Source organism: Prochlorococcus marinus str. MIT 9201 (genome assembly GCF_000759955.1).
Taxonomy (GTDB): domain Bacteria; phylum Cyanobacteriota; class Cyanobacteriia; order PCC-6307; family Cyanobiaceae; genus Prochlorococcus_A; species Prochlorococcus_A marinus_G.
Window position 1 is genome coordinate 29,628 of record NZ_JNAL01000017.1, and the last position, 15,529, is coordinate 45,156.

The 15,529-nt window shown below is 31.3% G+C and carries 13 protein-coding genes; 3 read left to right on the forward strand and 10 right to left on the reverse strand.

The window, feature by feature from the left end; all coding sequences use genetic code 11:
- Positions 1-2 precede the first annotated feature (2 nt).
- Entirely contained in the window at positions 3-857 is an 855-nt protein-coding gene (gene purU, locus EU95_RS02050) for a formyltetrahydrofolate deformylase (RefSeq protein WP_032522681.1), read from the forward strand.
- Between the two features lie 10 nt (positions 858-867).
- On the opposite strand, the gene EU95_RS02045 is transcribed toward purU, so the two are convergent.
- Complete coding sequence (locus tag EU95_RS02045; protein ID WP_032522682.1) at positions 868-2,226, reverse strand: ClC family H(+)/Cl(-) exchange transporter; 1,359 nt, start codon at positions 2,224-2,226, stop codon at positions 868-870.
- Positions 2,227-2,235: 9 nt separating this feature from the next.
- Positions 2,236-4,809, reverse strand: a complete 2,574-nt coding sequence (gene acnB, locus EU95_RS02040; RefSeq protein WP_080728120.1) for a bifunctional aconitate hydratase 2/2-methylisocitrate dehydratase — start codon at positions 4,807-4,809, stop codon at positions 2,236-2,238.
- A gap of 93 nt (positions 4,810-4,902) precedes the next feature.
- Here acnB and EU95_RS02035 point away from each other — a divergent pair, with 93 nt between their 5' ends.
- Positions 4,903-5,970, forward strand: a complete 1,068-nt coding sequence (locus tag EU95_RS02035; protein ID WP_032522683.1) for a 3-deoxy-7-phosphoheptulonate synthase — start codon at positions 4,903-4,905, stop codon at positions 5,968-5,970.
- On the opposite strand, the gene EU95_RS02030 is transcribed toward EU95_RS02035, so the two are convergent.
- From EU95_RS02030 to EU95_RS02015, 4 genes are all read right to left on the reverse strand, one after another.
- On the reverse strand, positions 5,963-6,604 hold the full coding sequence (locus tag EU95_RS02030) for a diacylglycerol/polyprenol kinase family protein (protein WP_032522684.1): 642 nt from the start codon (positions 6,602-6,604) through the stop codon (positions 5,963-5,965). The genes EU95_RS02035 and EU95_RS02030 overlap by 8 nt on opposite strands.
- A gap of 5 nt (positions 6,605-6,609) precedes the next feature.
- Positions 6,610-7,629: an RpoD/SigA family RNA polymerase sigma factor gene (locus EU95_RS02025; protein ID WP_032522685.1), complete on the reverse strand. Its 1,020-nt coding sequence runs from the start codon at positions 7,627-7,629 to the stop codon at positions 6,610-6,612.
- Between the two features lie 208 nt (positions 7,630-7,837).
- Positions 7,838-9,916 (reverse strand): polyphosphate kinase 1, encoded by a 2,079-nt coding sequence (gene ppk1 / locus EU95_RS02020; protein ID WP_032522686.1) that lies wholly within the window; start codon positions 9,914-9,916, stop codon positions 7,838-7,840.
- Positions 9,916-11,184 carry an MFS transporter gene (locus EU95_RS02015; protein ID WP_032522765.1) on the reverse strand — a complete coding sequence of 423 codons (1,269 nt, stop codon included), beginning with the start codon at positions 11,182-11,184 and terminating at the stop codon, positions 9,916-9,918. The genes ppk1 and EU95_RS02015 overlap by 1 nt, the downstream gene beginning before the upstream one ends.
- Before the next feature lie 57 nt (positions 11,185-11,241).
- Between EU95_RS02015 and cobA the strand changes: the two genes are divergently transcribed.
- Positions 11,242-12,045, forward strand: a complete 804-nt coding sequence (cobA, locus tag EU95_RS02010; protein WP_032522766.1) for a uroporphyrinogen-III C-methyltransferase — start codon at positions 11,242-11,244, stop codon at positions 12,043-12,045.
- On the opposite strand, the gene EU95_RS02005 is transcribed toward cobA, so the two are convergent.
- Genes EU95_RS02005 through EU95_RS01990 form a run of 4 tightly spaced genes read right to left on the reverse strand, consistent with a single transcriptional unit; the run spans position 12,018 to position 15,510 of the window.
- On the reverse strand, positions 12,018-12,845 hold the full coding sequence (locus EU95_RS02005; protein ID WP_032522687.1) for an aminotransferase class IV: 828 nt from the start codon (positions 12,843-12,845) through the stop codon (positions 12,018-12,020). The genes cobA and EU95_RS02005 overlap by 28 nt on opposite strands.
- The gene (locus EU95_RS02000; protein ID WP_032522688.1) at positions 12,842-14,161 is read right to left on the reverse strand and encodes an anthranilate synthase component I family protein; all 1,320 of its coding nucleotides are present in this window, start codon (positions 14,159-14,161) and stop codon (positions 12,842-12,844) included. Before EU95_RS02000 ends, EU95_RS02005 begins: the two co-directional genes overlap by 4 nt.
- Positions 14,158-14,832: a 7-cyano-7-deazaguanine synthase QueC gene (queC, locus tag EU95_RS01995; protein ID WP_032522689.1), complete on the reverse strand. Its 675-nt coding sequence runs from the start codon at positions 14,830-14,832 to the stop codon at positions 14,158-14,160. The genes EU95_RS02000 and queC overlap by 4 nt, the downstream gene beginning before the upstream one ends.
- A 6-nt stretch (positions 14,833-14,838) precedes the next feature.
- Positions 14,839-15,510 (reverse strand): 7-carboxy-7-deazaguanine synthase QueE, encoded by a 672-nt coding sequence (locus tag EU95_RS01990; RefSeq protein ID WP_032522767.1) that lies wholly within the window; start codon positions 15,508-15,510, stop codon positions 14,839-14,841.
- Positions 15,511-15,529 lie beyond the last annotated feature (19 nt).

The window sequence follows — 15,529 nt, forward strand, 5'->3', positions numbered from 1 at the left end:
TTTTGGAACATCCTTCAATTATATTCAAAATTGTTTGTCCCGATCGTCCTGGTCTTGTAAGTTTACTTACAAGTTGGATTTCAAATTACGGTGGCAACATAAAACATTCTGATCATCATACAGATCAAGATGCGGGTTTGTTTCTTAGTCGAATTGAATGGAATAGTAACAATGCCTCTTTTAATAGAGATGAAATTTATAAAGAATTTGAAAAAATTGCATACGAAGTCAATGGAAAATTTAATGTAAATTATTCTGATGAAATTCCAAATGTTGCTATTTTTGTGAGTAAACAAAATCATTGTTTGATTGATTTACTTTGGCGAGTAAGAAATGGAGAACTCAAAATGAAAGTCCCGTTAATAATTTCAAATCATTCTGATCTTGAAAATATTGCAAATGACTTTAACGCAAAATTTGTTCATTTTGATACCTTTAATACAGATAAATCTATTGTTGAAGATCAATTTTTAAATTTACTAAAAGAATATGAAATTGATCTTGTTGTATTAGCTAAATATATGCAAATTTTGAGTGACTCTTTTTTAAAAAAGTTTTCTTCAATAATAAATATTCACCATTCTTTCTTACCTGCATTTAAGGGTGGGCAACCATATCATCGAGCATGGAAGAGAGGCGTTAAATTAATCGGTGCTACTGCTCACTATGTTACTGAAGATCTTGATGAAGGCCCGATAATTGAGCAATGTACAGTTAATGTAAGTCATAGGGATGAAGTTGATGATTTGATTAGAAAAGGAAGAGATATTGAAAGAATTGCTTTAGCAAGAGCAGTTAGATTACATCTGAATCATCAAGTATTTGTATATAACAGCAAAACTGCTGTTTTTGATTGAAGATATTTTCTTAGTCCTCTAATTCTATTTGTATTTGTCTTTCATAAATTGATTCTTCATTAAAAGCTCTTGCTATCAAGAAACTGGCAATGCAGCTGATTAATACAGGTTTCATTATTAATAAATTTTTTGTTAAAGCAAAAGCTAAAAACATTGCTGTTATTGGTGTTCGCGAACATCCTGCTACGAATGCTCCCATTCCAGCAAAAATGTATGTACTAGGTGCATGTCCTGTAGCTATTTCCACCAAACTCCCCATTATTAGTCCGATTGACCCTCCCAAAGTAAGCATTGGATAGAACAATCCTCCAGGAGCCCCAGATGCTGCAGCTAAACCTGTCGTGATAAATAATACTAAAACTGCTAACAAAGCAATTCCAATACTTGTATTTTGTTCAGCTATTATTTTTTGTAATTCATCTAAATTATGAAATGTACTGGGTAAACAAGAATAGATACTTCCTAAAATAAGTCCACAGATACTCATTTTTAAAACAAATTTATTTTTATACCACTTTTTCCCAAGATTTTGCATTAACAAAACATATCTGCTGTACAATTCTGCAAACATTCCAATAATTATTCCTAGTAAAACTAGATAAATAAAATCTATAGGTAAGAAAAAAACTGATGGGTCATATTCTTTTTGGATTAAAAATCCGAGGTTAAAATCAAAGCCTCCTGCTTTAGGATCTAAACCTAAGGCTTGAATAATATCAGCAGATGAATCTGCGATGAAAGTTGTGATTACTACTAGTAGCAAAATTACTGGTCTAGCAGAGTTTAATAACTCTTCTATTGCATAGATAAATCCTCCTAATGGGGCGCTAAATACTGCAGCTATTCCAGCACCACCACCTGCTGCTACTATTACTCTTCTGAAAGCTGTAGGAGCTTTGAGCCATTTGGCCATTTGCCAAGCTACTGATCCTCCCATTTGAACTGATGGACCTTCGGGACCCAAAGGGAATCCACTACCAATTGCAACAATTCCTGATATGAGCTTTACTAATCCTACTTTTAAATTCATTGGAACTTTTTTATGCCTTAAGAACCCCATGATTTGACTCACACCTGAACCTTTTGCAGCAGGTGCTATATTTTTGATCAAATATCCTGCAATTGCTCCTCCAAAAGCTCCAAAAATAGGTAAGACCGCAATAGATGGGAATTGGTCTAATAATGCTAATCTCCAATTATTAATAAAGTAAATTCCAGTTTTAAAAAATATGCTTGTAATTGAGGCCCCTAAACCTGTTAATAAGAGCGAAAAGACAACGACTAGAGATCTTTGTTTTAATAATTTTTTGATGGTACGAGAAGAATTATTACTTGTTTTTTGAATATTATCTTTTATAAGGTTTGGCATGGTTCATGATTACTTTGACAAGCTGAAATCGTTTATTTCATCAAATTGAAGATAACGATAAAGTTCTTTTGAATATGGATTAATTTTATTTTTAGTAATATCCTGATATTCTTCTTTTTCAGGTATTTTTCCAAGCAGTGCACAAACTGCTGCTAATTCTGCACTACCTAAAAATACTTGCGCATTTTTGCCAAGTCTATTGTCAAAATTTCTTGTACTGGTAGAAAATACTATAGAACCTTCATCTACTCTAGCTTGATTTCCCATACATAAAGAACAGCCTGGCAATTCTAGTCTTGCACCACATTCTTCGAATATTTTATAGTAGCCTTCAGCTTTTAAAGTTTCTTCATCCATTTTTGTTGGTGGACAAATCCATAATTTGGCTTTTAAATTTTGTACTCCTTCAAGAACTTTCGCAGCTGCCCTGTAATGACCAATATTTGTCATGCAAGAACCTATAAAAACTTCGTCAATATTTGTATTTGCAACATCCGTGATTTCTTTTACATTATCTGGATCATTGGGGCAAGCAACTATAGGTTGTGTTACTTTTGCTAAATCAATTTCAATGATTTCTTCATACTGAGCATTTGAATCTGGTTGAATTAATGATGGTTTTTTTAACCAATTTTTCATATCATTTATTCTTCTTGAAATCGATTTTGAATCTTCATAATTGCTCTCGATCATTTTTTCTAACAGGCAAATATTGCTTTTTAAGTATTCTTGAACAGTTTCTTGTGATAAAAGTATTGTGCTACCAGCGCATGAGCGTTCTGCGGTAGCATCAGTAAGTTCAAAAGCTTGTTCAAGTTTTAGCTTTGGTAATCCTTCAATCTCCATAATTTTCCCGTTGAATATATTTTTCTTATTTTCTTTCTCAACAGTTAAGAGTCCTTTTTTAATTGCGAAGAGAGGGATTGCATTTACTAAATCTCTAAGAGTAATTCCTGGTAATAATTCTCCCTTAAATTTAACCAGCACAGATTCCGGCATATTTAATGGCATTGATCCTATTGCAGCGGCAAAGGCAACAATGCCCGAGCCTCCAGGAAATGAAATACCAAGAGGAAATCTTGTATGACTATCTCCACCTGTGCCAACAGTATCAGGAAGAAGCATTCTGTTAAGCCAGCTATGTATTATGCCGTCTCCAGGCTTAAGAGCTACTCCACCTCTTTGAGATATAAAATCAGGTAATTCTTTATGGGTAATTAAATCTACTGGTTTAGGATATGCAGCTGTATGACAAAAACTTTGCATCACTAAATCTGCTGTAAATCCTAAACAAGCTAGTTCTTTTAGTTCATCTCTAGTCATTGGCCCAGTAGTATCTTGACTGCCAACTGTGGTCATAATTGGCTCACAGGTCATTCCTGGCCTAACTCCATCTAAACCGCATGCTTTTCCTACTATTTTTTGAGCTTGGGTAAAGCCGGCACTACTTTCTGTTGGATTTTGTGGTCTGGTAAATATTTCACTTGGTTGATAATCTAATTTGTTTCTAATTTTGTCTGTAAGAGATCTTCCAATCATAAGATTAATTCTTCCGCCAGCTTGAATTTCATCAGTAAGAGTTGATGGATACAAGTCGAATTTGCTTATCAATTCTTCAGTATTTGAATCTTTTTCAATTTTCTTAATAATGCCTTTATGAGGATATATTTTAATAACATCTCCTGTTTTCATATGAGATACGTCAGCTTCTATAGGTAAAGCTCCTGAATCTTGTGCAGTATTAAAGAAAATTGGAGCTATTTTGCTACCAATTATTATTCCACCTGTTTTTTTGTTTGGAACAAAAGCGATATCTTCTCCTATATGCCAAATGAGTGAATTAATAGCAGATTTTCTAGAACTCCCTGTTCCAATAACATCTCCAACATAAGCTATAGGTAAATTTTGTTTTTTTAAATTATCAAGAATCCTTAGGCCATCAGGTTTTTTAAATTCCAACATAGCTAATGCATGCATTGGAATATCCGGGCGCGTTGTTGCATGTACAGCTGGAGATAAGTCGTCTGTATTTGTCTCACCGTCAACTTTAAATACTAAACACGTAATTTCTTTCTCAAGAACTTTTTTATTAATGAACCATTCTGCATTTGCCCAACTATTTACAACCTCTTTTGCATAAATATTATTTTGAGATAATTCATAAATTTCATTAGCTGCGTCGTAAACAAGAATAATATTTTTCAAAACTTCTGCTGCTTTTTTCGCAAATAAACTATTTTTTCCTTTAAGAATTTCAACCAAGGAATTTACATTGTATCCGCCTATCATTGTTCCTAGTATTTCAATTGCTTTTTCGGGATTTATTGATTTGCAATATTTTTCGGAATTAACAATTGCCGTAAGCCAGCTCGCTTTTACATAAGCAGCCTCATCAACTCCTGGTGGTACTCTATTTATTAGTAAATCAAGTAAATAAGATGAATTGTAAGTACTATCTTGCTCTAATAATTTTGTAATACAATTTGTTTGCTCAGCATTTAAAGGTAAAGGAGGTATACCTTTGGCAGCTCTCTCAGCTACGTGATCTGCATAATCTTTTAGCAATGTTTCCAAATTCTTCATTAGTAAGGTTTAATGCCTAATCTATTGTTATTTTTAATATTGAAAAGGAGAGTATTCATAAATGCTTTTTTAAATATTCAAACATCTTAATCAATGACGACATCATCAAATAATTCAGCTTTAGAAAAGACATCAGATTTACATGTTGTTGAAACACGTCCATTAATACCTCCAAGCAGATTACATAATGATATACCTTTAGATCACGCCTCTGCTAATACAGTATCTAAAACAAGAAGATCGATACAAAATATTTTGCATCATAATGATCAAAAGCTTTTAGTTATTGTGGGTCCTTGTTCAATTCATGATCTTGAGGCGGCAAAGGAATATTCAAAATATATTAAAAATTTTCGAGAAATTTATAAAGATAAATTAGAAATAATCATGAGAGTATATTTTGAAAAACCAAGAACAACTATTGGTTGGAAGGGCTTAATAAATGATCCTCATCTAGATGATTCTTATGATATTAATACTGGTTTAAGAAGGGCAAGAAGTTTGCTTTCATATTTAGCAACTCGTGGTATACCTTCTGCTACAGAATTACTGGATCCAATTGTTCCTCAATACATCGCCGATTTAATAAGTTGGACTGCTATAGGTGCGAGGACTACAGAAAGTCAAACTCATAGGGAAATGGCATCAGGATTATCAATGCCTATAGGTTTTAAAAATGGAACGGATGGTTCTTTTACTACTGCAATTAATGCAATGGAGTCAGCCTCAAAATCTCATCATTTCTTAGGTGTAAATGAAAATGGAATGGCTTCTATAGTTAATACTACGGGAAATCCAGATGGACATATAGTACTAAGGGGCGGTTCAAAAGGCCCAAATTATGAAAATGATCATGTTAAAAGAATTTCAGCTGAATTGAGGCAATGTAATCTTCCCCATAAAGTTATGATTGATTGTAGTCATGGAAATTCCAATAAAGACTTCCGAAAACAATCGGAAGTGCTTAAAAATATAGCTTCTCAAATAAGTAATGGTGAAAAAAATATTTTAGGAGTTATGCTTGAAAGTCATTTGAAGGAAGGAAATCAAAAACTTTTAAAAAAAGAAGATCTCCAGTTTGGCAGAAGCATTACAGATGCTTGTATAAGTATAGAAACAACAAAAGAATTGCTTGCTACTTTATATAGTTCACTTAGCTAGTTATAAAAAAATTAAAAAATAGTGCCGAAGAAATCGGAACAATGAAATTATCTATCCCTAAAACACTAAATTGTTCTAGTAAAGTCGCAAAAAAAGCTATTGTAAGATAATTTAAATTTAAATTATTTTGCTGGGCGTATCCTATTGAGCAAACTACTATCAAACTTGTTAAAAACATTGTAATAGTTCCAAACAAAGATTTCTTTTGGTTAAAAAAAATCCAACTCTTTGAATTAAAGCTTTTTCCTATTAACCCAGCTAATCCATCTCCAAAAGTCATTATGAAAAATCCACTAATTAATGCATATGGATCTTTTTCCCAGAAAAGATAAATCAAAATAAATAAACTTAGACAATAAAATAATGTTCCATAACTCTTTCTTTCAACATCCTCAATTGTTGGAAATAATTTATAGGTGTAATTGATGAAAACCATTAATGAAACAATTCCCGTAAAAATTAGAGCAAAGTTTTGATTAATTTTTAAAAATTGAGCAATTGGTATTAAAGGTCCTATTCCAATATGTATTATTTTTCTAACGATTTCTTTGCTATTCTGATTATATTTTTTAAAAACTATTGAGATTAAAAAAATTGACAATAAATATAATAAAATTACAGTAAATTTTATCAATTTAGTTATGCTGCTTTTTGATGAGTTGTCATTACTCTAAGTTTTAATATTGCTTTAGCTTCTAGTTGCCTCACTCTTTCTCGTGAAACATTAATTTGTCTTCCTATTTCTGCGAGTGTCAATGGCTCTTCACCATCTAAGCCAAATCTAAGTTTCATTATTTTTTGTTCTCTTTCATTTAATTGAGAAAGCCAAGTTCCTAAATGTTCTTTTTGAATAGTTCTATCCATGCCTTCCATAGGCTCTTCACAGTTTGGATCAGGTATTAGTTCACCAAGAGTACTTCTATCTTCTTCGCCTCTTGCGTGAGCATCTAGAGAAGCGCAAGGAGCACTTTGCGAAATTAAATCTTCTAAATCTTTTTGATCAATTCCCATTTCGGTTGCCATTTCCAATCTGGTAGGTTGTCTACCAAATTTGTGTGATAATTCTCTAGAGACTCTTCTCATTTTGGATAGTTTTTCACTTATGTGAATAGGCAAACGGATTGTTCTTGCACTGTTATCAATAGCCCTTGTCATTCCTTGCCTAATCCACCAGTAAGCATAAGTTGAGAATTTATATCCCATAGCAGGATCAAATTTATCTACAGCTCTTTCAAGGCCAATAGCTCCTTCCTGGACAAGATCTAATAATTCAAGCCCTTGGTTTTGGTATTTTTTTGCAACTGAGACAACAAGTCTTAGATTAGCTGCCATCATTCTATCTCTGGCTCTTTTGCCAATCTTAATTTGATAAAGATTTCGTTGCGTTCTGTCAGTTTCAGGAATTTGTAGCAACTTTTTCATGTTCTGAACATGATGAGCTAACTCTATTTCCTCTGCTGGAGTCAATAGGGGTACTCTTCCAATGCTACTTAAGTAATAGCCAATAGAATCTGAAGCGAGTCTGCCAGATTTTTTTTGGCTTTGTTTTGCTGTAAGACTGGATTTTGATTTGCGAGATTTACCCGCAGTGTTTGGTAATCTAGGCTCATCAAAATTTTTATCTGAAGAGCTTTTCGCAGATTCCAGAGGGATCCCCATCACCCTGGCCTCCTAAATAATGGATTTTTTAAAAAGCTAGCACTGAAATCGAAATAAAAACTACTTTTACTTTGAAATATTAAAGACAAAAAATCTTTTTTTAAAGCTTATTTCTTGAAATCCATTGATATGAAAGGATTTCATAAAAATTAAAAAAAATTTAAAATATTAAGTATTTTTTTAAATGTTGTAAAAATCAATATTAATTCTATTTTTCTATGAGATCAATTTGCGAACGATTATCCGATGAATCTAACTTAAATTTCGAATAAGAACCATCTTCCTTCATTATCCAAGAAAAGTAATCATCTTTAATGTAGGTTTGCAAAAGCAAGTATATTTTAGATTTTAATTCATAATCCTCTATCGGAGTAACAGCTTCTATTCTTCTATCAAGATTTCTTCTCATCCAATCTGCACTCCCAATAAAAACCTCATTATCACCGTTATTACAAAACCAAAAAATTCTTGAGTGTTCAAGAAAATGGCCAATAATGCTTTTGACTTTAATATTTTCACTTAAATTTTTTCTTTGGGGATATAAGCAACAAATTCCTCTTATGATAAGGCTAATTTTTACACCTGAATCAGAAGCTAAATAAAGAAGTTTTATTATTTCAGGGTCTACTAAAGAATTCATTTTTGCAATTATTTCAGCTTTTTTACCTTCCACTGCATTTTTAATTTCTCTCTTTATTAGAAAAATAAATTTTTCTCTCATCGATGAGGGAGAAACTAATAACTTTTGATAACTTTTTTGTTTAGAAAAACCTGATAAGTAATTAAATAACTCAAGTAAATCTGATGCAATATCAGGATCTGTTGAAAGTAATCCTAAATCTGTGTAAAACCTTGAAGTATTAGAGTTATAATTACCAGTCCCGATATGAAAATAATTTCTTAATCGTCCTTTTTCTTTTCTGACTATTAAAGCTATTTTTGTATGTGTTTTAAATCCTATTATTCCATAGACAACATGAACGCCAGCTTGTTCAAGTTGCTTTGCCCATTGAATATTATTGTCTTCATCAAATCTTGCTTTTAGTTCTACAAGAGTCATTACTTCTTTCCCATTCTCTGCAGCTCTCATTAAGGCTGCGATGATAGGAGAATCCTTAGAAACTCGATATAAAGTAATTTTTATAGCCATCACAAGTGGATCATCAGCTGCCCTGTTTATAAATTCTTCAACTGAAGTCTTAAATAAATTGTACGGATGATGAAGCAGAATATTTTTTTTCCTAAGTATTTTGAAAATAGAATTGAGGTTTTCGTTAGAAGGCAAATCTAAATTCTTTAATTCTGGGTGAGTTTTCCCAATTAGCAGATTTTCTTTTAAATCATCTCTATTAATTTTTGTTAGTTGATTTAAATCGTCAAGGCCTAATAAACTTTCGCAAAAGTATATGTATTCTTTTTGTATCGAGATACTTTCAATAAGTAAATTGAGGATATTTTCTGGCATATTCGACTCCACTTCTAATCTAACTACGTCTCCACCTAATCTTCTCTTTTGCAAACTTTGTTCAACTGCCAGAAGCAAATCATCAGCTTCAAGCTCTTTTAATTCTAAATCTGCATCTCTTGTCACTCTAAAAAAAGAGTAATTTATACATTCCATTCCATTAAATAAAGTATTTATGTTATTCCCAATTAAATCTTCAACACTTATAAAAAAGTGAGTACTTGCATCATTATTTTGAAAAATTTCATTAGGAATTTTTATAAATCTGTTTATATTTTTTGTTGGTATTTTTACTCTGACAAACTGATTTTTGGAATTTTCCCCATCTTTTATTAAAGCTGCTAAGTTCAGACTTAAATTACTAATAAATGGAAATGGATGTGCTGGATCAACAACTAGTGGAGTTAATAAAGGAAAAACAGATGAAGTGAAATAGTTGTTACACCAATTTTTTTGATTTTCACTTAAATCCTTATATTTTTTTAAAATTACACCTTTTTCTTTTAATTCATTTTTTAATTCATTATTTACATAGTTTTCTTGAAGAGTAGTTAAATTTTTTACTTTTTTATTTATTCTTGTTAATTGCTCTTTAGGGGTAAGTCCGTCAATACTTTTTGTAGTAATTTTTGCTTCAACTTGAGCCTTTAATGAAGCTACCCTTACCATAAAAAACTCATCAAGATTATTACTAAAAATTGAACAAAATTTCACTTTATCTAGGATTTTGTACTCTTTTTCCATACCAGTTAGGAGTACTCTTTTATTGAATTCAATCCAACTTAATTCTCTATTAATAAAAATATCAGCCTGGCTTTTCATTAAAAAACTTTTGATTTTTGATTTTTAAAAAAATTATTATTTTTACCCTCTGCAATAAGGTATATCATGAAAAGTAAGATAACGGAACCAGCTATAAAAGGTGATTTAGGACCAAAACTATCATAAACCCTTCCAGCCATTGCAATTCCTAAAACTCCTCCAAGACTCTGTAGACCCTGAAGGTTACTTAAAATTGATCCTTGTTTATCAACGTCCAATTTCTTTGATATTAGTGCTCTTAAGGTGGGCGTAATTAACCCTGCCCCAACGGCTAAAAATGAAACAGCTGAATAAATATTAAGTGTCGCATTTTCTTTTGGAGCAGTTATCAAAAGAGCGCATGCTACAAGAATAAAGCTTGATCCGATAAGTGTTAATCGCATTTCTCCAAATTGCTTGACCAGAGGCCCTATTAGTCCTCCTTGAACGATAATTGCAATTATTCCTACTAGAACAAGAGTTCCACTTGATGCTTTGGTCGTCCAGTTTAATGATTCTTGAAGAAAAAATATAAGAATATTGGTCAGTCCAGTAAAAGCAATAAAGTAAATAAAAAAAGCTAATGATAATTTTTTAATCTTTTCTTCTTTGAAAACTTTAAAAAGCTCTTTTAAAGGGTTTTTTAAAATAGTTTTTGATTTATCTGAGTTACTATTAGGCTTGGTTTCTGGTAAGTAAAAAAATACAAGGAGGAAATTTATTATTGGAATGATTGATGCTATTAAAACTGGAATAATAAAATTATTATTTGTATTTTTTGCAAAAATTACAACAAAAATATTACCTAAGAAAAAACTTAAACCGAAAGCTACACCTATAAGACCAAATGTTTTTGCTCTTTTTTCAGGGCTTGAAATATCTGCAAGAATTGTTGTTGCAGTAGCTGCAGTCCCCCCACTTAAACCGTCAATTAGTCTCGCTAAAAATAATAAAAACAACGGGATAGAGGCTATTGAATTTGACCAATTAAAAAGAACCGTAAAAGATAATATTGATATACCTATTACTGAACCAGTAATACAAAAAAGAGTGACAGGTCTTCTTCCATATCTATCACTCATAAGTCCTATAACAGGAGAAGCTGCAAATTGAGCTAATTGGTAAGTGCATGATAATAAACCATATGTACTTGCCTTAGAGTCAAAAAGTAAAACAAAAGAGGGTAATATGGGTAAAAGTATACTTTCACTTAAACGATCATTGAGAAGAGTGATAAACGCACTAAGGAGAGTGTATTTTTTATTTGGTTTTAATAAACTTTCTTTCACAATATTTACCTTCATTGCGATTAACTTCTACTACCATACTTGTTAATGGATATTATTGTGCCCGGCATTGTTTATTTAGTTGGAGCAGGTCCTGGTGACCCTGAGCTTTTAACTCTTAAAGCTTTACGTCTAATAAAAAATTGTGATGCATTGGTTCATGATGCTTTAATTCCAGATGAAATAACAAAAGAGGCAGGAAAAAATACAGAAATTTTCCATGTAGGCAAAAGAGCTGGAAAGTGTTCCGTACCTCAGGCTGAAACCAATGCTCTTATTTTGAAATTGGCAAAAGAAGGCAAAAATGTTGTAAGGCTTAAGGGTGGAGATCCTTTTGTCTTTTCTAGGGGTGGTGAAGAAGTATCGTTTTTAGAAAAAAATGGAGTTTCTGTTGAAATAGTGCCTGGGATTACCTCTGGTATAGCTGCTCCCACGTATTTTGGTATTCCACTTACTCATAGAGATGCAGCCAGTTCTGTTACTTTCGTAACTGGGCATGAGCATTTTCATAAGGATAAAAAGAGCGTAAATTGGAGAGTTTTAGCTAAATCTTCAGATAGCTTAGTTATTTTTATGGGCATAAAAAATATTGAATTTATTGTAGAGGAATTAATTTTAGGCGGCTTATGTAAGGATACAAAATGCGCTGTAATCCAGGAAGCTACTTTGAAAAATCAAAAATGTTTTATAGAGAAATTAGATAATCTTCCAGATAAAATCAAAGATAAAGAATTTTTAGCTCCATCAATTATAATTATTGGAAAAATTGTTGAATTTAAGGTTAATAACAATATAACTAAAGTATCTGATGTCTATTTACCAGATATAAATAAAGTTCAATTATATAATAAATCCCAAAAGTAAATTGGATCGAATTTAGGTTTAAGCTTTAGATCATTAACTTGATTAATTTGTCTGCAAGATAAGCTATTAATTGCAACTACTATGTCATCATTTTGAAATTCTGCACGAATTAATTTTTCTTTTACAATTTTTAATTTTAGAGCTTTAGAAACCATAATCCCCTCTAAACAGCCGCTCTCTTTTCTAGGAGTTATCCATTGATTATTTCTTTTAATTATAAGATTAAATGTACTTCCACAACAAAGTTCACCTGCCGTATTTAATAGGATAGAATCATCAAACGACTTTTCATTAGCTTCTGTCAAAACTTGTATTGCTTGATTATATGAAAATGTTTTGCATTTACTTATAAGACTGAATTCATTTATTTTTTCCTTTTGACTGATAAAAACGCTTATCGGATGAAAATTCGGTTTGATTCTATAGAACTCAAGCCATAAATTATCTAAATCTTTTGTCTCTGAAGTGCTATCAATTGTTAGTGTTCGACCTTCATTAGTTCCTCGACTATAGTTTATTCTTACTGAAGCAAATTGATCATTCTTAAGCGATAACTTTCTAATTCCATCATGAATAAGTTGTCTCAAAGTTAATTTATTTATTTTGAGATTAATATTTAAAATTTTGCTACTTTTTTCTAACCTTTTCAGATGTTCATCAAAAAGAATAGGTTTGTTTTCTTTTATCAAAATGGTTTCAAATATACCATCAGCAAATTTTAATCCTCTATTATTAGCAGCGATAAATATTTTATCAATATCTAACCATTGATCCTTGTGCCAGCCTAAATTTTCAATCATTTTAGTGAATCAATTAAGGGTAAAAGTTTCCACTTTAGTTCATCAGTTTCCTCTTCAGGGTTTGAGTCAATAACTATTCCGCAACCAGCATATATATTGATTTTTTTGCCTTTAATTAAAAATGATCTTATTAGTATATTGCTGTCAAACTCTCCGTTCCAGTCAAGCTTCAAAAATGAGCCGCAGTATGGTCCGCGTTCATATTCTTCTAATTCAAAAAGTCTCTGGCATGATCTTAATTTAGGTGCTCCAGTTATAGAGCCCCCAGGCCAACAAGCTTTTAGTAAATCAATCCAGTTTTTGTCTTTTTTTAATTTGCCTCTGATTACTGAAGTTAGATGATGAACTTTTAAGAAACTTTCAAGTTTTAATATTTCTGGCACAATAATACTTCCTGTTTCGCAAACTTTACCTAAATCATTTCTTATTAGGTCAACAATCATAATATTTTCGGCTCTATCTTTTTCGTTCGTTATTAAATCAATAGCATTAAGTGCATCTTGATTTAAATCCTTGTCTCTGGATCTAGTTCCTTTGATGGGTCTTGATTCTACAAAATTTTTATTATCTATTTTTATAAATCTTTCTGGTGAGGTAGATAATACCGCCTCTTTATAATTATCATTGTTATTTATTATTATTCCTCCAAAGGGAGCCCTTAATTTCCTTCTTATTTTTAAATAGATATCTAGAGGATTATAGTTTTTGGTGGATTCAATTTCGCATTTAGTTGTTAGGTTTGCTTGAAATAAATCCCCTAGGGAAATTAGTTTTTTCAATGTTAAAATATTTTTCTGAAATTTTTCAGCCATCTCGTCCAAATTAATTTTTGAAAAATCAAAATTCAAATTTGTTTTAAAAATATTTTCTTCTTCAATAGTTTTTATATTGTTGATTATATTTTTATAATTCATCAGTTCAGATGAGTTTGTGCCTTCGATAATTATTTCTTTTTTTATTAAATTACATTTAATGATTGGATCATATGATGCAATCCATAAAGTTGCCATATCAGATTGTCGCCATGGGTTTTTTGGTTCTATGTAAATTCCAGCTTCATAACTTAACCATCCGATCCAAAATCCTTTTTCAATATCTTTTAAATTGTTAAAGGGATTATTAGTTTTTTCTAAGTTACTTATATCTCTTGATTGGATTATTTTTTTAGGTTTAATTCCTATTATTGACCATTCCCCATTTTCTTTGCCATCACTGTCTAGCCAAGCTAAACCTTTATCCCCGAACTGTTTTGTTAGATTATGCGTAATCTGTGCTGGATCTATCCATTTTTTAAGAATTATTTTTTTTATTTTCATTTTTTATTTTTTTTATTGAGCCATTTTTCATAAGCGATATTTCTAATTCTGCAACTATCACACTTTCCGCATGGTTTTAAATTGCCTGAATAACAACTCCATGTTTTTTCTAAAGGGACATCATTATCGAAAGCTAATTCAATAATTTCTTCTTTATTTAGATCTAATAGAGGTGTCCAAAGTTTAATTGGGTTATTTTCTCTTCCTCTTTTATTGGCGAGATCTGCCAATTCTTGAAATTTCTTAATGTAGTCAGGTCTGCAATCTGGATAACCAGAATAATCCAGTGCATTAACTCCTAATCCTATAAAATCAGCATTTATTGCTTCAGCATAACTAAGTGCTACGGATATAAATATAGTATTTCTCCCAGGAACATAAGTATTAGGAATCGTATTAGTTTGAACCCCTTCTATTGGAATATTTTTTTGAGTGTCAGTTAATGAAGAGCCTCCCCATAGAGATAAGTCAAGCTTAATAAGCTTAAATTCTACGATATCAAAGTGTTTTGCAATTATTGATGCAGAATGTAATTCTTTCTTATGACGTTGACCGTAATCAAATGAAAGGCCAAAAATTTTAGCTTCGGATTTTTTTGCGATCCCAGTAACTGTAGAAGAATCTAAACCTCCAGATAATAAAACTACTATCGATTTGTCTTTAAGAGTCATATTATTTCATTTAATTTTTAAGTATTTGTGAGTTTGAAGGCTTAATTTCCAATCAGGGTTATTTTTCACGAAATCAATAGCAAGAGAAAAACCTTTTGTATTGTTCCATGCTGGCTGTAAATAAAAAATTTTATCTTCTTTTTTTAAGCCATCTTTGCTTTTTGAGAATTGATATTGTTTTAAAGTTTCTTTTTTTATTTGAATAGCAAATTCAATATCTTCTATTTCGTTTATGATTATTTTGACCTCATTACAGTTTTTTAAAAAATAATTTTTTGGAGGTGAGTGTCTTTTTGGAGATAAAGTAATCCAGTCATAACTTCCAGAAATAGAGTTAACGCCACTAGTCTCAATATGAATATTCATTGAGTTTTGTTCTTCTCCCCTAGTCATTTTTTTAATGGCATTACAAAAATTATCCAAGTTATGTTGTAAAGGTTCTCCACCTGTAATAACGCAAAAAGATGCTCCTTTTCCTCTAGCAATTTTTATTTGATTTATTATTTTCTTAATTGATATAGGTGGATATTTTTTCTCATCCCATGAATTCTTGGTATCGCACCATGAACAACCAACTTTACAACCTGCTAATCGCACAAAAAAAGCACTTTTTCCAGCATGATAACCTTCACCTTGTAATGAATGAAATTGTTCGACTAAGGGTAAAAAATTTGTCATTTTTTCATTCAAAAAAATA